At 66.3% G+C, this 18,565-nt stretch carries 13 protein-coding genes; 6 read left to right on the top strand and 7 right to left on the bottom strand.

What is annotated here, in order from left to right; translation table 11 throughout:
- Positions 1-32 precede the first annotated feature (32 nt).
- Positions 33-749 carry an META domain-containing protein gene (locus AABF56_RS18070; protein ID WP_272807028.1) on the bottom strand — a complete coding sequence of 239 codons (717 nt, stop codon included), beginning with the start codon at positions 747-749 and terminating at the stop codon, positions 33-35.
- A 189-nt stretch (positions 750-938) separates the two neighbouring features.
- On the opposite strand from AABF56_RS18070, the gene dxr reads away from it, so the two are divergent.
- Positions 939-2,114: a 1-deoxy-D-xylulose-5-phosphate reductoisomerase gene (gene dxr / locus AABF56_RS18065; protein ID WP_272807027.1), complete on the top strand. Its 1,176-nt coding sequence runs from the start codon at positions 939-941 to the stop codon at positions 2,112-2,114.
- Between the two features lie 20 nt (positions 2,115-2,134).
- Here the strand turns inward: dxr and hemA are convergent, their stop codons facing one another.
- The 4 genes from hemA to AABF56_RS18045 all read right to left on the bottom strand — a co-directional run bounded on the left by hemA (position 2,135) and on the right by AABF56_RS18045 (position 7,358).
- Positions 2,135-3,349 carry a 5-aminolevulinate synthase gene (gene hemA / locus AABF56_RS18060; protein ID WP_244769219.1) on the bottom strand — a complete coding sequence of 405 codons (1,215 nt, stop codon included), beginning with the start codon at positions 3,347-3,349 and terminating at the stop codon, positions 2,135-2,137.
- 242 nt (positions 3,350-3,591) lie between these two features.
- Positions 3,592-4,389: an FAD binding domain-containing protein gene (locus tag AABF56_RS18055; protein WP_272807026.1), complete on the bottom strand. Its 798-nt coding sequence runs from the start codon at positions 4,387-4,389 to the stop codon at positions 3,592-3,594.
- Positions 4,390-4,400: 11 nt separating this feature from the next.
- On the bottom strand, positions 4,401-6,752 hold the full coding sequence (locus AABF56_RS18050) for a xanthine dehydrogenase family protein molybdopterin-binding subunit (protein ID WP_272807025.1): 2,352 nt from the start codon (positions 6,750-6,752) through the stop codon (positions 4,401-4,403).
- A 114-nt stretch (positions 6,753-6,866) separates the two neighbouring features.
- Positions 6,867-7,358 carry a (2Fe-2S)-binding protein gene (locus AABF56_RS18045; RefSeq protein WP_244769222.1) on the bottom strand — a complete coding sequence of 164 codons (492 nt, stop codon included), beginning with the start codon at positions 7,356-7,358 and terminating at the stop codon, positions 6,867-6,869.
- A gap of 463 nt (positions 7,359-7,821) precedes the next feature.
- Here AABF56_RS18045 and AABF56_RS18040 point away from each other — a divergent pair, with 463 nt between their 5' ends.
- From AABF56_RS18040 to AABF56_RS18020, 5 genes are all read left to right on the top strand, one after another.
- A complete protein-coding gene (locus AABF56_RS18040; protein WP_064331830.1) occupies positions 7,822-8,085 on the top strand; it encodes a YMGG-like glycine zipper-containing protein in 264 nt (87 codons plus the stop codon).
- Positions 8,086-8,352: 267 nt separating this feature from the next.
- Positions 8,353-10,281: an autotransporter assembly complex protein TamA gene (locus tag AABF56_RS18035; protein WP_272807024.1), complete on the top strand. Its 1,929-nt coding sequence runs from the start codon at positions 8,353-8,355 to the stop codon at positions 10,279-10,281.
- A 104-nt stretch (positions 10,282-10,385) separates the two neighbouring features.
- Entirely contained in the window at positions 10,386-14,555 is a 4,170-nt protein-coding gene (locus tag AABF56_RS18030; protein ID WP_272807023.1) for a translocation/assembly module TamB domain-containing protein, read from the top strand.
- Positions 14,556-14,742: 187 nt separating this feature from the next.
- A complete protein-coding gene (locus AABF56_RS18025) occupies positions 14,743-15,219 on the top strand; it encodes a chemotaxis protein CheW (RefSeq protein ID WP_244769225.1) in 477 nt (158 codons plus the stop codon).
- 394 nt (positions 15,220-15,613) lie between these two features.
- A complete protein-coding gene (locus AABF56_RS18020; protein WP_272807022.1) occupies positions 15,614-17,383 on the top strand; it encodes a methyl-accepting chemotaxis protein in 1,770 nt (589 codons plus the stop codon).
- Between the two features lie 61 nt (positions 17,384-17,444).
- Here the strand turns inward: AABF56_RS18020 and AABF56_RS18015 are convergent, their stop codons facing one another.
- Both AABF56_RS18015 and fdhD read right to left on the bottom strand, forming a co-directional pair.
- Positions 17,445-17,714, bottom strand: a complete 270-nt coding sequence (locus AABF56_RS18015; RefSeq protein WP_272807021.1) for a formate dehydrogenase subunit delta — start codon at positions 17,712-17,714, stop codon at positions 17,445-17,447.
- A gap of 9 nt (positions 17,715-17,723) precedes the next feature.
- Positions 17,724-18,557 (bottom strand): formate dehydrogenase accessory sulfurtransferase FdhD, encoded by an 834-nt coding sequence (gene fdhD, locus AABF56_RS18010; protein WP_272807020.1) that lies wholly within the window; start codon positions 18,555-18,557, stop codon positions 17,724-17,726.
- Between the last annotated feature and the right edge of the window lie 8 nt (positions 18,558-18,565).

Raw genomic sequence — 18,565 nt, 5'->3', positions numbered from 1 at the left:
GCGATGTCCCCCCCCTCCAATGACCGGCCGGCTCAGCCGGTCTTGCGGCAGTTGACGCCCGGCGCGTTCTCTCCCCTGGTCAGGTCGTAGAGCGTCGCCTCGTCGCCCTTCGTCCACCATTCATACTGGCCGCCGGCATATTTGGCGCCGGAGGCCGAGAGCACGTTGGCGGCGATGACCGTCTCCTCGGCGATCCTCAGGACGGCGAGCGAATTGGTGCCGGCATTGATGTATTCGACGACGACGCGCTGCTCGGCGTCGCACTGGTAGTTGATCGTCTCGCGCGCCACGCTCTGTTCGGGGCCCGGCAGGCGGATGACGATGTCGGTGTTGTTCTTGAGGCCGGCGAGGCGGATCGCGGGGGCGCCCTCCTTGCCCGTCAGGTGCAGGATGCCGTTTTCGAGCTTCCACGAGGTCACGGTGCCGAGCGCGTCGAAGAACTTCTGCTCCTGGTCCATGATGGCCGGCGCGCACATCTTGCGCGTGGCGGCGGCGGGGGCGAAGGCGATGTTGCCGTTCTGCACCTTCAATTTGCCGCGATAGGTGTTGCAGCCGCCATTGCCACCATAGGACCCGTCCGGCTTGACCTCCAGCGTCGTCTGCAGGTCGTCGATCACACCGTTGCCGCCGATATCCTCGGCCAGCCAGGTGCCGCCGAGACCGCCCGGGACCGGCTCGTCGGCATAGGCCGGAGCTGCCGCCGCGAAGGCGAGGCAGGCGAGGGTCCATACTCTCAGGCGTCGGTACACAGATTTCTCCAATCGCGTCGGGGCGGAAGACCGCTTTGCCGGGACGTTATGGCCGTCCGGGCGAAAAGGTCAAGCACGGGTTTGCGAAGACGGGCGCAGCCTTCGCTTTACAGCATTTCCATGACTTGTTGCAGGCGTCTTTCGCCTGTAGAGCCTTTTGTCGATAACAAGAAAATCGCGGACTTCACCATGGCTTCCGACGCGCGGCAAAAGCGCCGTATCACCATTCTCGGCTCGACAGGCTCCATCGGCACCAGCACGCTCGACGTGGTGCGCCAGCTCGGCGGGCAGGAGCGCTACGAGGTCCTGGCGCTCACCGGCAACGGCAACGTGGATCTCCTCGCCGCGCAGGCGAAGGAGTGCGGGGCGACGATGGCGGTGACGGCGGACGAGAGCCGCTACGGCGCGCTCAAGGAGGCGCTTGCCGGCAGTGGCATTGCTGCGGCGGCGGGACGCGCGGCGCTGCTGGAAGCGGCCTCCGGCGAGGCGGACTGGGTGATGGCGGCCATCGTCGGCACGGCGGGCCTCGCGCCGACGCTGGCGGCGGCGAGGAAGGGCGCGGACATCGCGCTCGCCAACAAGGAATGCCTCGTCTCGGCCGGCGACCTCTTCGTCCGGGCCGTCGCCGCGGGCGGCGGGCGGCTCATCCCGGTCGACAGCGAACACAGCGCGATCTTCCAGGCGCTGGAGGACGACCAGCGCTATGCGGTCGAGCGCATCGTGCTGACGGCTTCCGGCGGGCCGTTCCGCACCTGGAGCCGCGCGCAGATGGCCGATGTCACCGCCGATATCGCCCGGGCTCATCCCAACTGGTCGATGGGCCTCAAGATCTCGATCGGCAGCGCCTCCATGTTCAACAAGGCGCTGGAGATGATCGAGGCGAAGCACCTCTTCGACGTTCGGCCGGACCAGATCGAGGTGGTGGTGCATCCGCAGTCGATCATCCATTCGATGGTCGGTTATGTCGACGGCTCGGTGCTGGCGCAGCTCGGCGCGCCGGACATGCGCACGGCGATCGGCTATGCGCTGACCTATCCCGGGCGTTCGCCGCTCAATGTCGACCGGCTGGATTTCGCGAAACTGTCGCGGCTCGATTTCGAGGCGCCGGATGAAGAGCGCTTCCCGGCGCTGCGCCTGGCCCGTACGGCGCTCACGCGCGGCGGCCTGCAGGGCGCGGTGATGAATGCGGCCGAGGAGGTGGCGTTCCACGCCTTTGTCGGCGGGCGCATCGGCTTCCTCGCAATGGCCGATATTGCCGAGGCGGTGATGGACAGGCTCGCCCACCTGCCGCCGGCCGCCGCGATGGACGACGTATTTGCCGCGGACGAAGAAGCCCGGCGGGTGGCCGCCGGGCTCATCGGATAGTACCGGCTTACGCCGCGCCGTCAGGCGACGGCGCGGGCGAGCGCACAGCGCGACCAGAGCGAATGCAGGGCGCCGACGAGATGCTCGATATCCGCATCCGAATGCAGCGGCGTCGGCGTGATGCGCAGGCGCTCGGTCTTCTTCGGCACGGTCGGATAGTTGATCGGCTGGACGTAGATGCCGAAATTGTCGAGCAACAGGTCCGAGATCCACTTGCACTTGGCCGCATCGCCCACCATGACCGGCACGATATGGCTCGGATTGGGCATGTGCGGAATGCCGCTGCGGTCGAGCAGGCCGCGCAGCTTGCGCACGCGCTCCTGGTGGGCGAAGCGCTCGACCTGGCTTTCCTTGAGATGGCGGATGGCCGCGGCCGCGCCGGCAGCGATCGCCGGCGGCAGCGACGTCGTGAAGATGAAGCCGGAGGCGAAGGAGCGCACGAAGTCGCAGAGCGCCGCCGAGCCGGCAATGTAGCCGCCCATCACGCCGAAGGCCTTGCCGAGCGTGCCCTCGATGAGGGTGAGGCGGTGCATCAGGCCTTCGCGTTCGGCAATGCCGCCGCCGCGCGGGCCATACATGCCGACGGCATGCACTTCGTCGAGATAGGTCATCGCGCCGTATTTGTCGGCGAGGTCGCAAATCTCCTTGATGGGGGCGATGTCGCCGTCCATGGAATAGACAGATTCGAAGGCGATCAGCTTCGGCGCCTTCGGATCGGCGGCGGAAAGCTTGGCTTCAAGATCCTTCAGGTCGTTGTGCTTCCAGATCACCCGCTCGCATTTCGAATGGCGGATGCCCTCGATCATCGAGGCATGGTTGCCGGCATCGGAGAAACAGATGATGCCGGGGATCCTGGAACAGAGCGTGCCGAGCGCGGCCCAGTTGGACACGTAGCCCGAGGTGAAGAGCAGGGCCGATTCCTTGCCGTGCAGGTCGGCGAGCTCGCGCTCCAGAAGGACATGGTAATGGTTGGTGCCGGAGATGTTGCGGGTGCCGCCGGCACCGGCGCCACACTGGTCGATGGCGAGCTTCATCGCCTCGGTCACCTTGGGATGCTGGCCCATGCCGAGATAGTCGTTCGAGCACCAGACCGTGACGTCCTGCGGGCCGTTCGCCGTGTGGCGGGTCGCCCTCGGGAAATTGCCCTTCTGGCGCTCCAGGTCGGCGAAAACGCGATAGCGGCCTTCCTGATGCAGGCCGTCCAGCTCGTTCTTGAAGTAGGTCTCGAAGTCCATCCAGAGTCTCCTGTCCGGCGGAAACCCGGACATCATCGTCGTTGGCGGTCGTTCAATCGGCTATATCAGTCGCCCTTTTCCCGCAACGGTATCCGCTGCGGCAAATCGGCGCCACCTTTGAACCATTCCAATGTATCCTAAGCCCCCAAAGGCCATTTCCTGTTGATGCATGTCAAGTCTGCATGAAAAAAGGACGGCCTCAACCGTCCTTTTAATCGAACAGTTTCAAGTTTTTCGAAGGGTCAGGCGGCGGCGACGGCGCGCTTGGCCATGACCTTCACGAGATTGGCGCGATATTCCGCGCTGCCGTGGATGTCCGAGAGCAGGTCGCCGGCATCGACGGTCACCCTTGCCGCAGCATCGGCCGACCAGTCGGCGGAAAGCGCGGCTTCCAGCCCGGCATGGCGGAAGACGCCGTTGGCGCCGGCGCCCGTCACCGCCACCCGCACGCTGCCGTCCTGCGCCTTCGCCACGAAGACGCCGGTCATGGCATAACGCGAGGCCGGGTTCGGGAACTTGGAATAGCCGGCTTTCGCCGGCGTGTCGAAGGTCACCGCGACGACGATCTCGCCGTCTTCCAGCGCCGTCTCGAAGAGGCCGGTGAAGAAGTCGTCGGCGGGGATCTCCCTGGCATTGGTGACGATCGTCGCGCCCAGCGCCAGCATGGCGGAAGGGTAGTCGGCGGCCGGGTCGTTGTTGGCGATGGAGCCGCCGATCGTGCCCATATGCCGCACATGCGGATCGCCGATATGGGCGGCGAGGTGGCAGATCGCCGGGCAGGCGGCCGCGAGCTCGGGCGAGGCCGAGACCTCGGCATGCGTCGTGCCGGCCCCGATGCGCACCCGGCTGCCGTTGACGGAGATGCCCTTCAACTCCGCGATGTGGCGGAGGTCGACGAGATCGGACGGGGCGGCGAGGCGCTGTTTCATGGTGGGGATCAGCGTCATGCCGCCGGAGACGTATTTCGCCTCATCGGAAGAGGACTGCAGGGCGACGGCCTCGGCGATCGAGGAGGGGCGATGGTAATTCGTGGCGTACATGGCGTCCTCCGTCAGTTGCCGGCGGCCAGCGCCGCCGCCCAGACCTTCTGGGGCGTTGCCGGCATGGTGAGGTCATTGTTGCCGATGGCGTCGGTGATGGCGTTGATCAGCGCCGGCGGCGAGCCGATGGCGCCCGCCTCGCCGCAGCCCTTGATGCCGAGCGGATTGCCCGGGCAGGGCGTCACCTGGTGCGAGACCTTGAAGGAGGGCAGGTCGTCGGCACGCGGCATGGTGTAGTCCATGTAGCTCGCCGTCAGAAGCTGGCCCGTCTCCGGATCGTAGTGCACGCCTTCGAGCAGCGCCTGGCCGATGCCCTGGGCGATGCCGCCATGCACCTGGCCCTCGACGATCATCGGGTTGATGATGTTGCCGAAATCGTCGGCGGCGACGAACTGGACGATCGTCGTCTTGCCGGTTTCCGGATCGACCTCGACTTCCGCGATGTAGCAGCCGGCCGGGAAGGTGAAGTTGGACGGGTCGTAGAAGGCGCCTTCCTTCAGGCCCGGCTCCATGCCGGAGGGCAGGTTGTGCGCGGTATAGGCGGCTAGCGCCATCTGGAACCACGGCACCGACTTGTCCGTGCCGGCGACCTTCAGCGCGCCGTTCTCGATGACGATGTCGCTCTCGTCGGCCTCCATCAGGTGGGCGGCGATCTTCTTGGCCTTGGCTTCCACCTTGTCGAGCGCCTTGACGATGGCGGACATGCCGACGGCGCCGGAGCGCGAGCCGTAGGTGCCCATGCCCATCTGCACCTTGTCGGTGTCGCCATGCACGATGGAGACGCTGTCGATCGGCACGCCGAAGCGTTCGGCGACGAGCTGGGCGAAGGTCGTCTCATGGCCCTGGCCGTGGCTGTGCGAGCCGGTCAGAACCTCGATCGTGCCGACGGCGTTGACGCGCACCTCGGCCGATTCCCAGAGGCCGACGCCGGCGCCGAGCGAGCCGACCGCCGCCGACGGCGCGATGCCGCAGGCCTCGATATAGCAGCTCATGCCGATGCCCCGCTTCATGCCGCGGCTTGCGGCTTCCGCCTTGCGGGCGGGAAAGCCGTTCCAGTCGGCGGCCGCCATGGCGGCTTCCAGCGAGGCCTCGTAGTCGCCGGCGTCATAGTTCATGATGACGGGCGTCTGGTGGGGGAAGGCGCGGATGAAGTTGATGCGGCGCAGCTCCGCCGGCGAAACGCCGAGCTCGCGCGCCGCCGTCTCCATGGTGCGTTCGAGCAGGTAGGTCGCCTCAGGCCGTCCGGCGCCGCGATAGGCATCGACGGCGGCGGTGTTGGTGTAGACCGCGCGCACATTGGCATGGATGGCCGGGATGGCGTACTGGCCGGAGAGCAGGGTGGCATAGAGGTAAGTCGGCACCGAGGAGGAGAAGAGCGACATGTAGGCGCCGAAATTGGCGATCGTGTCGACCTTCAGGGCCGTGATGCGGTTGTCGGCATCGAAGGCTATCTTGACGGTCGAGACATGGTCGCGGCCGTGCGCATCGGTGAGGAAGGCCTCGGTGCGGTCGCTCGTCCATTTCACCGGCACGCCCGCGCGCTTGGAGGCCCACAGACAGACGATCTCCTCCGGATAGATGAAGATCTTCGAGCCGAAGCCGCCGCCGACATCAGGGGCGATGACCCGCAGCTTGTTTTCCGGCGCGACATTGTAGAAGGCGCTCATGACGAGGCGGGCGACATGCGGGTTCTGGCTGGTCGTGTAGCAGGTGTAGTGGTCCTCGGCGGAATCATAGATGCCGAGCGCGGCGCGCGGTTCCATCGGGTTCGGCGCGAGCCGGTTGTTGACGATCCGCATCTCCGTGACATGGGCGGCGGCGGCGATGGCCGCATCGGTGGCGTCGGAATCGCCGAGCTGCCAGTCGAAGATGAGGTTGCCGGGCGCCTCGGGGTGGAGCTGCGGCTGGCCGGCTTCGAGTGCCCTGACGGCGTCGGTGACGGCCGGCAGCACCTCGTAGTCGACGAGGACGGCCTCGGCCGCATCGCGCGCCTCGCCCATGCTGTCGGCGACAACCACGGCGACGGCGTCGCCGACATAGCGCACCGTCTCGTGCGCGATCGGCCGCCAGGCGCCCATTTTCATCGGCGAACCGTCCTTGGAGTGGATCATCCAGCCGCAGATCAGGTTGCCGATGCCGTCGTCGAGCATCTCTCTGCCGGTGAGCACGGCGATGACGCCGGGCATGTCCTCTGCCGCCGACGTATCGATGCTCCTGATCCTCGCATGCGCATGCGGCGAGCGCACGAAGGCCGCATAGCGCATGCCCGGCACGGACATGTCGTCCGTGTAGCGGCCCTGGCCCATGAGAAACCGCTTGTCTTCCTTTCGCGCGACGCGCGCGCCGATGCCTTCGACACCCATCTTCATCTCCTCCAGAGAATGAGCGAATAGCGAGTAGGAAGTAGCGAATAGGGGGGCGGGTGCGGGGCGTCTTTCGCCCTATTCGCTACTCGCTATTCCCTATTCGCCTCCCCGTTATTCCGCGGCCTGCCGGCCTGCCGCACCCATTTCCTCGGCGGCGGCCAGAATGGCTTTCACGATGTTGTGGTAGCCGGTGCATCGACAGATATTGCCTTCGAGGTTTTCCCGCACCGTCTTCTCGTCGAGCCTTGCGCCGTAGCGGTTGATCATGTCGACCGCGCTCATCACCATGCCGGGCGTGCAGAAGCCGCATTGCAGGCCGTGATTGGCCTTAAAGGCGGCCTGGACGGGGTGCAGCTCGCCATTGGCCGCTAGGCCCTCGATGGTGAGGATCTCGGCGCCGGCGGCCTGGGCCGCCAGGATCGAACAGCTCTTCACCGCCTTGCCGTCCATATGCACGACGCAGGCCCCGCACTGGGACGTATCGCAGCCGACATGGGTTCCGGTGAGACTGAGCTGGTCGCGGATGAAATGGACAAGCAGCGTGCGGTCCTCGCACTCGCGGCTTACCTTCCGGCCATTGACGGTCATTGCCACTTTCGCCATGCGTTCCTCCCTGGCGGTTCACTGTCCGCTGGGGCGATCGATCCGACGTCACATGCAGCGGGCGTCCTCACGACGCGGGCCTGGGATCAAACGACACCAGCATTGTCTGTTCGCGTGCATTGCATTCGTAGCGGGATGCCGCCGGCCGTTCCTCCGACCGCCGGCGCGGCATCAACAGTCATATCATTTGACTTTTTGCGGCGGCGATCAACCGGTACTTTCAGGCAATCGCGAAATTTCTCGTGACCGGTCGACAGGCCGGGAGCAATCAAACGAAATGGAAACGATATTTATTCGCATGTCAAAAAAATAGTTGAATGCCATGGACTTCCCGATTTCCGGGTATATTTTCGGTCTTGGACAAACCTCACCGTTGAAGACGGCCGCGGTATGTTTCCTGAGTAGAAGGGGATAGGGCGGACCCGGCAAACGCGGCCGCCGCTCAACTTTGGAGAATATCTTCATGAAGAAAGTCATTGCGCTCGTTCTGGTCGGCCTGGCCGTGGCCAGCTGCACGCAGACGGAAAAGGGTGCGGGTATCGGCGCCGTCTCCGGCGCGATCATCGGTGGCGCTGTCACGGGTAACGTGCGCGGTGCCGCCGTCGGCGCGGCCATCGGCGGCGTCTCGGGTGCTGTCATCGGCAGCGTCTCCGAACAGCCGGGCCAGTGCTACTACCGTGACCGCTACGGCCGCCGTTACATCGACCGGTGCCCGTCAGGTTACTGACCGTCGGTTCATGCAACCTATGCGAAGCCCCGGAGTGTCTCCGGGGCTTTTGCTTTTCCGGGGGTGACGGAAAATCACCGCTCCGGTGCTTCAAATCTTGTCTCCATCCGTGTAAAACCGCCGTTAACATTACGGAAAACCTAACGCGTTAGGGTCTTTTCCTGCCTGAAAGCCCCGTATGAGGCGGGGCGCCTGAAGTTCGTGACGGAAGCTGTCGGTTTGCCGCGTGCACCGCACCTGAGGGAGAAAGGCGACGGATAGCTGCGGATGCGGGATAAAGTGAACCGGCCGGAAAAGAGTTTTGCGTTTTTGAGAGCTGGAACCGCGCTCGCGGTCGCGGCCGCCCTCGTATGCGGCCCCTTGTCCGCCGCGCCCGCCTCGGCCTTCGAGATCTTCGGCATGAAGTTCTTCGAGAACGACGACGAGGAAGCGGCCGCCGCCGTCATCGATCCCGTCAACTACACGCTGACGCTCGATCCCGGCACGGACGACGCCGATCTCAAGGAGGCGATCGAGAACACCGCCCGTCTCAAGCAGGACGAGGGCAAGCCGGTGTCCGGCGATCTCGGCCTCGTCATCAAGGCGCGCGACGACCGGGACCGCATCCTGGCGGCGCTTTATGAAAAGGCCCGCTACGGCGGCGTAGTGACCGTGACGGTCGGCGGGCAGGATCTCGATTCGCTGCCGCCCAACCCCGAATTCAACCAGCGTGGCGCCGTTCCGGTGACGATCAGCGTCGAGCCCGGCCCGGCCTTCACCTTCGGCGAGATCGCCTTTTCCGGCGATGCGGAGGGGCGCAATCCCGCCGATTACGGGCTGGTGCCCGGCGCCCGGGCCGATTCCACCCTCATCCTGAAAGCCGGCGAAAAGGTCGTCGTCGACCTGAAGGCCGAGGGCCGGCCGCTGGCGAGGCTCACCGAGCGCAATGCGACGGCCGACCACAAGACGCAGACCGTCGACGTGGTGATCGAGGCCGAGGGCGGACCGGTCGCGCCCGTCGGCGAGGTCGGCGTTTCCGGCACCAAGACGGTCGATCCAGCCTTCGTGCAGCGCTATTCGCGCATCAATGCCGGCCAACCCTATTCGCCGGAAGCGCTCACCAAGGCGGCCGAGCGGCTGCGCACGCTCGGCGTCTTCTCCAGCGTGACGATCCGCGAGGCCGACAAGCTGGCGCCGGACGGCTCGCTGCCGATGACCATCGAGGTCTCCGAAGGCAAGCACCGCTATTTCGGCGTCGGCGCGCAATATTCGAACACGGATGGCCTGGGCCTGCAGGGCTACTGGGGGCATCGCAACCTTTTCGGCCAGGCGGAGTCCTTGCGCCTGGAAGGCTCGGTCAGCCGGATCGGCGAGTCGGATATCGGCAATCTCGACTATTCGGCGGGCATCCTCTTCTCCAAGCCCGGTGCGTTCGGACCGGCCTCGACCTTCAATGCCAGCCTCAAGGCCTCGATCGTCGATCCCGATGCCTACAAGGCCTTCACCACAACGGCTGCCGCCGGCGTCAGCATCGAGCTTTCCGATAGGGACACGGTCAGCGCGGGCGGCGAGGTCATGTGGAGCGATGTCGAGGACGCTTTCGGCAAGAACAAGTATCTCACGCTCGCCATCCCGATCGAATATGTGCGCGACACGCGCGACGACAAGCTGAACCCGACCGAGGGCTATCGCGCGATGATCAACGCGAAGCCGAGCTACGAGATCGAGCGCGGCACCTTCTTCTCCAGCTTCGAAGGCGCGATCACGGGCTACCAGGCGTTCGGCGAGGAAAAGCGTTTCGTGCTGGCCGGAAAGCTTGCCGCCGGCACGATCATCGGCGGCGACGACCTCTCGGACATTCCGGCGACGCGGCGCTTCTTCCTCGGCGGCGGCGGTACGGTGCGCGGCTACGGTTACCAGGAGATCTCGCCGCGCGACGGCCGCAACAAGCTGCTCGGCGGCCGTTCCTATGTCGCGGCCACGGCCGAGGCGCGCATCGGCGTCACCGAGACGATCGGCGTCGTGCCCTTCATCGACGTCGGCACGGTCTCGACCGACGAAGTACCCGATTTCAAGGACATCCGGGCCGGCGCGGGCATCGGCCTGCGCTATGCGACGCCGTTCGGGCCGCTGCGCCTCGATGTCGCGGTGCCGCTGAAGAAATATCCCGGCGGCACCTCCTTCGGCGTCTATGCCGGCATCGGCCAATCCTTCTGACTGTCGCCTCAATTTTCGTCTAGGCTCTTGATCGGCCGCGCGATTCAGATTCAAGACGGACCGGAGCGATTCCTTGCGCTCTTCGCACGCGAAATGGATAAGGCATGAACAGGCTGTCCCGAATTCTCCGCGCCACGCTCCGTTTTATCGGCTATGGCCTTGCCGTTCTCGTGGTCCTTCTTGCCGGGCTGATCGGTTTTGTCGGCTTTACGGATGCGGGCGCGCGTTTTGCCGTTTCGCAGGTGGAAAAGATCGCCGCGGCGAGCGGGCAGGTGATCTCGATCAGCGAGCCCTCGGGCCTGCTCACGGGCAAGCTCCGGGCCGGCACGATCACGGTCGGGGATGCGAAGGGCACCTATGCGGAAATCCGCGACCTCGCCGTCGACTGGTCGCCCTGGGAGCTTCTGTTCTTCAGCTTCGAGGCCGAGCGCGTCTCCGCCTCTTCCGTTTCCCTGCTGCGCCTGCCGGAGCCGAAGGCCGAGTCGGAACCATCGGACGAACCGTTCACCCTGCCGGTGGAGGTGCATGTCGGCGCGCTGGCGATCCCGGAGCTTTTCGTCTCCGGCACGGTCGCCGGCCGCGACCAGCGCATCGTCGTCTCCGGCAGCGGCGATGCGACCGCCGAGAGTGTCGCGATCAAGCTCTCCGCCTCGGAAAAGGCGCGGCCGGATGCGCGCGTCGCCGCCGATATCGTCTTCAATCCCGCCGACAACGAGCTTCGCCTCGAGGCCGATGTCGCCGAGCCGAAGGGCGGGCTGCTCGCGGCGCTGCTCAAGCTGCCGAACGACCCCGCCGTCGCGATCCGCCTGACGGGCGACGGCCCGCTCTCCGAATGGACGGGTCGGCTTTCCGCCGCGCTGGACGGCACGGAAATGCTGCGGGTCGACGGGCGCCACGACCTTTCGGCGAACGGCCTGCACACGATCGCCCTCAATGGCGGCGGCACGTTCGATGCGCTGATGCCGCCGCAGCTTCGCCCGCTCTTTGCCGGCGAGACGGGCATCGATGTCGTCGCTGCCTTCGACGGCTCGGACATGCTGCGCATCGAGAAGGGCTCGATCTCGACGGGGGCCATGACGCTGGCCGCCTCGGGCACCGTCAGCGCCAAGGGCGCCAACGACCTCGACGTCAAGCTTTCCGGCAAGGATGGACCGATCGATTTCCGCTGGCCGCTCGCCGAGGGCGATGCGCGCGTGCTGATCGAGGGCGCCGACCTGTCGCTCACCGGCGAGGCGACCGCGGCGGCGCTCGAGGCCAATGCCACCGTCGTTTCGGCCGAGCTGCCGGCCGGTCGGGTGGAAAACATCCGCCTCACGGCAAAAAGCGAGGCCTTCAACGTCGCCAGCCAGTCCGGCCGCATCGACGCGGTGCTCGAAACCGGCGTGACGGCCTTTGCCAGCGCCGATGTCGACCGCATGGTGAAGGGACCGGCAAAGCTGGTGGCGACACTTGCCGTCTCGCCCGACGAGATCACCTTCGATCCCGCGACGCTCGAAAGCGCCAGCATCGGCGGTACGCTGTCGGGCCGCTACGGGCTCACGAGCCGCGAGGCCGACGTCAATTTCCGCCTCTTCGCGCTGCCGGCCGTGCTGCCGCCGGCGCTGGCCGGCAAGTTCGACACGACGATCGCGATGGAGGGGCGGGTCCAGCTGGCGGGTGACGGCGCCGTTCAGGTCTCCGGGCTGCAGGTCAAGTCCGGCACGCTGGAGACGGCGGGCACGGTGTCGCTCGGCAACGGCACGCTCGACGCCGCGCTGACCGGCAAGGTGCTGGACCTCGGCAAGCTGCTCGCCGATGCGGCGGGCGAGGCGGCCTTCGAGCTTTCCGCCACCGGCCCCGTCGCGGGGCTCGACGTGTCCGCCAAGGTCACGTCGAGCGGGGCGACCCTCTCCGGCCGCACGCTCAGCGACCTCGTGGTGACGCTGACCGGCAAGGCCGTCGCCGACAGCCCGTCCGGTGAGCTGACGGCGACCGGTGCGCTCGACGGCCAGCCGATCAATGTGCGCTCCAGCATCACCTCTCAGGGCGGGCGCATCTCCGTGCCGGTGCTGGAGGCGGAAATCGGCCCGAACACGCTGAAGGGCTCGCTTGCGCTGGCGCAGAACTTCATGCCGGACGGCACGATCCGCTTCGATTTCCCCGATCTCGGCCTGCTCGCCGCAATGGCGGGCCAGCAGGCGGCCGGCGATCTCTCCGGCCAGGTGGAAATCGCGACCGGCAATGGCAGGACATCCGCGACCGTCCAGGCTTCGGGTTCCGCCATCCGGCGTGATACGCTCAGCATCACCAGGCCGGCGGTCGACCTCACCATTGCCGATCTTTCCACCGCGGCGATCACCGGCACGGTGCGCGCCGAGCGGGTCGCCTCGGGCGAGAACCGGCTCGAAGCGCTCAAGCTCGACTTTTCGCGCGAAGGGCAGGCGACCAATTTCGACCTGACCGGCCGCCTCGACGACGCGCCGCTTCTGACGAAGGGCAAGGTCATCCAGCGTGACGGCGGGCTGGACGTCGCCCTCGAGGCCTTCGAGACTGCCCCGCGGCGCATTGCCTTGAAACTGGCCAGGCCGGCGACGATCGGCGTCACCAATGGCGTCGCCGTGCTCGACGGGCTGACGATCCAGGCCGGCCGCGGCTCCGTCACGGTCTCCGGCCGCGCGGGCGAGACGCTGGATCTGTCCGTCCGCCTTTCGGCGCTGCCGGCGGCGCTCGTCAACAATTTCGCCGCCGGCCTCGGTGCGGAGGGCACGATCGGCGGCACGGTCACCGTGAAGGGCCGCGCGGCGGCGCCGGTCGTCACTTATGCGCTGGACTGGGACGGGGCCGTGACGAGCCAGACCCGCGGCGCGGGCATCGGCGCGCTCACCATCAATGCCAAGGGGGAATTCGCCAACAACCAGGTGCGGCTCGATACGGTGCTTTCGGGCGGTGGCGGCCTCTCCTTCCGCGGCGGCGGCACGGTCGGCATCGGCGGGGCGACGCCGCTCGGGCTCAAGTTCAACGGCACGGTGCCGTTCGGCCTCTTGCAGGGCCAGCTTTCCGCCCAGGGCTTCGTCCTGACCGGCAATGCCGATGTCGATGTCTCCATCGGCGGCACGGCGGCCGCACCCTCGATCACCGGCAGCATCACCGCCGGTGGCGCGCGGCTCGTCGATGTGCGCCGCAACCTCGCGGTGGAGAACCTCACGATCCGCGTCACCATGGACGGGCGGCAGGCGGTGATCGAGACGGTCTCCGGCAGGCTCGCCAGCGGCGGCCAGCTTTCGGCCAGCGGGCGCGTCGGCATCGATCCGGCCAGCGGTTTTCCGGTGGACGTCGCCATCAAGCTCGGCGACATCACCTATGTCGACGGCACGCTGGTGACGGCGAATGTCGCGGGCGACCTGACGCTGAAGGGGCCGGTGGCGGGGCTTTCGCTCGGCGGCAAGTTGCGCATCAACAAGGCGAACATCACCATTCCGCAGAAACTGCCGGCCTCGCTCTCCGAGATCGACATCAAGCACCGCAACGCGCCGGCCGACGTCAAGCGCATGACGGCGGACGTGCAGCGTGACCAGGGCAGCAGCGGCGCCTCGCGCGGCATCGCGCTCGACCTCACCATCGAGGCGCCGGGCCAGCTCTTCGTGCGCGGCCGCGGCATCAATGCGGAACTCGGCGGCAGCCTGAAGATCACCGGCACGTCCGCCTCGCCGGTCGTGTCCGGCGGCTTCGAGCTGGAGCGCGGGCGCATGGAGATCCTGACGCGTCGTCTCGATTTCACCAGCGCCCATATCGGCTTTGCCGGCGGCCTCGTGCCGACGGTCAATCTGGTGGCCGCCAGCACGGCCGGCTCGACGGAAATCACGGTGACGGTGGCCGGCCTTGCCAACAACCCGACGGTCACCTTCGCCTCCTCGCCCTCGCTGCCGCAGGATGAGATCCTGGCGCAGCTGATCTTCAACCGCTCGATGTCGAACCTTTCCGCGGTGCAGATCGCCCAGCTCGCCTCCGCCGCGAGCCAGCTTGCCGGCGGCAGTTCGACCGGCCTGCTCGACAGCCTGCGCAGCAAACTTGGCGTCGACGATCTCGACATCACGACGGATGCGGAAGGCCGGGCGGCGGTCTCCGCCGGCAAATATCTCAACGAGCGGACCTATATCGAACTGAAGCAGGACCCGGAGACGAACGGCGCCAAGGCGGTCATCAACCTCGATGTCGGCCGCGGCCTGAAGCTGCGCGGCGAGGCCGGCAGCGCCGGCAGCGCCGGCGCGGGCATCTTTTACGAGAAGGAATATTGACGGGTACCGGTGAGGCGGCCGGTTGTTCTGCTGTCAATTTCTGCCGGTAAGGCTGAAAATATGCGGCCCCGCTATGGTGCGGGGCCTTTTGCATTTCCGGCACGACAAACCGCGGTGCGTTTGAAAGATTTTAACCAGGGCGTGCATAGGATCGGGTCACGAAGCAGATGAAACTGGAAAGACCCCGATGACCTCCATCAAGACGGCCGGCTTTGCCGGCGACACGCTCGAAATCATCGCATTCCGCCTGCACGATCAGGAATTCTGCGTGAAGACGACGACGATCCGCGAAATCCGCGGCTGGGCACCGTCCACGCCGATCCCGCATTCCCCGCCGGATGTCATCGGCGTGATGAACCTGCGCGGCACGGTGATCCCGATCATCGACCTCGCCCACAAGCTCGGCATGAAGAGCACCGAAGCGAACGAGCGCAGCGCCATCGTGGTTGCCGAAGTGCACAGCATGGTCGTCGGCCTCGTCGTCGATCGCGTTTCCGACATCCTCACCATCCGCAGCGAGCAGATCCAGCCGGTGCCGGAAGTGACGACCTCGTTCGACAAGGTCTATGCGGAAGGCATCATCGCCCATGAGAACGGCATGATCTGCTTCCTCAACCTGGCGCGCATGTTCAAGGAGCGCGACGTGGAAGAGATGGCAGCCTGACCTTTCCGACATATCACCGCTATCCGGACCGCCGTACGATTGTACGGCGGTTTTTTGTTGCCGGCCTGTTGATGCAACTTTACCGATAGTTTGCCTGCGCTCAGGATGACGCTCACCTAGCGTAACCTGAGTCCGTCGCTCCAGGATCAGGCGTAAGGCATTGTTATATAGGATTTCCAGAATCCTGTCGTTCGATTTTCATGGATTCTTAAGCCTGCAATGCCATCTTTGATTGTAGATGCGCATTTCGTCGCTCCGGCATGAAGCCTCCCGCGAAGATTGTTTTCACCGCTGCCAGTGCGCGGCCGCCGAGGCGTCCGTGCCTGAGAGTCAACACCAGGACGATCGCCACGCGCGCAATCCCGACCGTGGTCATCGCACAGGGGGACAGGGCATGCTTTCATTCGCAAAATCCATGGATGCGGGCCATATCTTCGACGCGCTGTCGCGCTCGCAGGCCGTGATCCAGTTCGATCTCACCGGTACGATCCTGACCGCCAACGAGAACTTCTGCCGGACGCTCGGCTACGAGCTGAAGGAGATCGTCGGCAAACACCATCGCATGTTCTGCGAGGCGGCCTATACGACGAGCGACGAGTACCGCCAGTTCTGGGCGCGGCTGGCGCGGGGCGAATACGATTCGAACAGCTACAAGCGCCTGCGCAAGGACGGCGGCGAGATCTGGATCCAGGCGACCTACAATCCGGTCTTCCGCGGCGGAAAACCCTACAAGGTCGTCAAGTTCGCTTCCGACATCACCGAGGCGAGGAAGCGGGCGGCGGAGGATGCCAGCAAGCTCGACGCGATCGCCCGTTCGCAGGCGGTGATCGAGTTCACGCCGACCGGCGAGATCCTGACCGCCAACGAGAATTTCTGCGCGGCCCTCGGCTATGAGCTTTCCGAAATCCGCGGCAAGCATCATCGCATGTTCTGCGACCCCGCCTATGTGCAGACCGCGGCCTATGCGGATTTCTGGAGAAGCTTGGCCGAGGGCCGCTTCATCTCCAACGAATTCGTGCGCTACGGCAAGGGCGGGCGCGAGATCTGGATCCAGGCGGCCTATAACCCGATCCGCGACCTTTCCGGCCGGGTCTACAAGGTGGTCAAGTTCGCGACGGATGTGACCGAGCGCATGTCGGCGATCAATGCGCTCGGCGCCGGGCTGAAGGCGCTGGCCGAGGGGGATTTGACGCAAACCCTCGCCACGGCCTTCGTGCCGTCGATGGAGACGGTGCGCAGCGACTTCAACGATGCGGTGGCCGGCCTGCACGAGGCAATGCGCACGGTCGAGAGCAACGCCAATGCGATCGCCTCCGGTGCGCAGCAGATCCGCTCGGCCGCCGACGACCTGGCGCGGCGCACCGAGCAGCAGGCGGCTTCCGTCGAGGAAACCGCCGCCGCCCTCGACGAGATCACCACCACGGTCGGCGATTCGAGCCGGCGGGCGGACGAGGCCGGCATGCTGGTCGGCAAGACCCGGGCAGGCGCGGAACAATCCGGCGCGGTCGTCAAGAAGGCGATCGACGCGATGGGCCAGATCGAGCAGTCCTCGCGGGAGATCTCCAACATCATCGGCGTCATCGACGACATCGCCTTCCAGACCAACCTCCTGGCGCTCAATGCCGGTGTCGAGGCGGCACGGGCGGGCGAAGCGGGCAAGGGTTTTGCCGTCGTGGCGCAGGAGGTGCGCGAGCTCGCCCAGCGGTCCGCCAGCGCCGCCAAGGACATCAAGGCGCTGATCACCACCTCCGGCGAGCAGGTCAGGGGCGGCGTGGCGCTGGTCGACGAGACGGGGCGGGCGCTTCAGGAGATCCTGGCGCAGGTGCAGGACGTGCACGCCAATGTGGTGGCGATCGTCGAGGCTTCGCGGGAGCAATCGACCGGGCTTCGCGAGATCAACCAGTCGGTCAATGCGATGGACCAGGCGACGCAGCAGAATGCGGCGATGGTCGAGGAGAGCACCGCGGCGAGCCACGCCATGGCGCGCGAGGCGGAGACGCTGCACGCGCTCATCCGCCGGTTCCGGCTTGCGGGCAACCCCGCCCAGCCGGTGCAGTGCACGCCGTCGCCCACCCCCGTATCGCAGCTTCATGCCATGGCGCGCGCCCTGCGTGCGCCGCGCGGCTCCACGGCGCCGGCAGCGGAGAACTGGGAAGAGTTCTGAGCGCGCCGCGGCATGAAAACGGCCGGCAGCAATGCCGGCCGTTCGCGTTCTCGGGATGGGATCAGGGGGCGGGGGCGTTGCCGGCGCGTGCCGCCGGCGGCACTTCGGCCGGCGGCGGGCGGTGGATCAGCGGCGCGGCCTGAAGGACGAGGCTGTCGAGCCCTTCGCCGCCATGGTTGTCGACGATGTCGAAGAACTGCCGGCGCATGCGCGGCTCCCAGAACTTGTTGATATGGGTCGCCACGCCGTTCGCCGCCTCGCTCGCCGGCTGCGAGTGGAAGAAGGTGGCGATCTGGTTTGCCATCCTGACGAGCTTGTTGCCTTCCGACATTCCTGTCTCCTAACCGTTGCCGATCCGGCGTTGCGTGCCGGAGACGATGCGCTCCGCGCCGGTGAAAATCTCGAACTCCTCGCCGCGCACCAGCGCGATCAGCGTCATGCCGGCCTCTTCGGCGGTGCGGATGGCAAGCGCCGTCGGCGCGGAAATGGCGATGATGAAGGGGCTGCCGATGATCGCGGTCTTCTGCACCATCTCGACGGAAACGCGGCTCGTCACCACAACGGCGCCGGTGCTGCCCGCATGGCCCGCCCGCCGCGCGGCACCGACGAGCTTGTCGAGCGCATTGTGCCGGCCGACATCCTCCCGCACGGCGATGAGGCCGTCGCCCGGGACATAGAACCCGGCGCCATGCACGGCGCGCGTCACCATGTGCAGCGTCTGCCGGCCGTTCAGGAGGCGTACCGCCTCGACGACCGCATCTTCGCTGAGCGTAAGGGAGGAGGCACGCACCGAGGGTGTCACGCGCACCGCCTGCTCGATCGATTCGATGCCGCACAGACCGCAGCCGACGGGGCCGGCCATGTGGCGGCGGCGGGCGGTCAGCGCGTCGTTCTGCGCGTCCGCCAGCCGGATCTGCACGTCGATGCCCTTGTCCTCGGCCAGCACCTCGATGGTCTCGATCTCGCCGGGGTCGGTGATGATGCCCTCCGTCAGGCTGAAGCCAACGGCGAAATCCTCGAGGTCGGCGGGCGTCGCCATCATCACGGCATGGGTCGAGCCGGCATAGGAGAAGGCGACCGGGGTCTCCTCCGGCACGAAGCGTTCGCCCTCCGCAAGACGCCCGTTGCGGCGGGCGATCTCGGCGACCTTGGTCGTGGTGGAAAAATCCGGCACGCCGCTAT

Origin of the sequence: Shinella sp. WSC3-e, from assembly GCF_945994535.1 — a bacterium.
Lineage (GTDB): Bacteria > Pseudomonadota > Alphaproteobacteria > Rhizobiales > Rhizobiaceae > Shinella > Shinella yambaruensis.
This window is presented reverse-complemented; position numbering and strand designations above follow the sequence as displayed.

What these genes read in the sequence shown, in the direction of transcription:
- AABF56_RS18015 (WP_272807021.1), bottom strand. Translation starts at nt 17,714, where the DNA reads ATGTCGGAAGGCAACAAGCTCGTCAGGATGGCAAACCAGATCGCCACC.
- dxr (WP_272807027.1), top strand. Translation starts at nt 939, where the DNA reads ATGGCTTCCGACGCGCGGCAAAAGCGCCGTATCACCATTCTCGGCTCG.
- AABF56_RS18020 (WP_272807022.1), top strand. Translation starts at nt 15,614, where the DNA reads ATGCTTTCATTCGCAAAATCCATGGATGCGGGCCATATCTTCGACGCG.
- AABF56_RS18045 (WP_244769222.1), bottom strand. Translation starts at nt 7,358, where the DNA reads ATGGCGAAAGTGGCAATGACCGTCAATGGCCGGAAGGTAAGCCGCGAG.
- AABF56_RS18055 (WP_272807026.1), bottom strand. Translation starts at nt 4,389, where the DNA reads ATGTACGCCACGAATTACCATCGCCCCTCCTCGATCGCCGAGGCCGTC.
- AABF56_RS18030 (WP_272807023.1), top strand. Translation starts at nt 10,386, where the DNA reads ATGAACAGGCTGTCCCGAATTCTCCGCGCCACGCTCCGTTTTATCGGC.
- AABF56_RS18035 (WP_272807024.1), top strand. Translation starts at nt 8,353, where the DNA reads ATGCGGGATAAAGTGAACCGGCCGGAAAAGAGTTTTGCGTTTTTGAGA.
- AABF56_RS18050 (WP_272807025.1), bottom strand. Translation starts at nt 6,752, where the DNA reads ATGGGTGTCGAAGGCATCGGCGCGCGCGTCGCGCGAAAGGAAGACAAG.
- AABF56_RS18040 (WP_064331830.1), top strand. Translation starts at nt 7,822, where the DNA reads ATGAAGAAAGTCATTGCGCTCGTTCTGGTCGGCCTGGCCGTGGCCAGC.
- hemA (WP_244769219.1), bottom strand. Translation starts at nt 3,349, where the DNA reads ATGGACTTCGAGACCTACTTCAAGAACGAGCTGGACGGCCTGCATCAG.
- AABF56_RS18025 (WP_244769225.1), top strand. Translation starts at nt 14,743, where the DNA reads ATGACCTCCATCAAGACGGCCGGCTTTGCCGGCGACACGCTCGAAATC.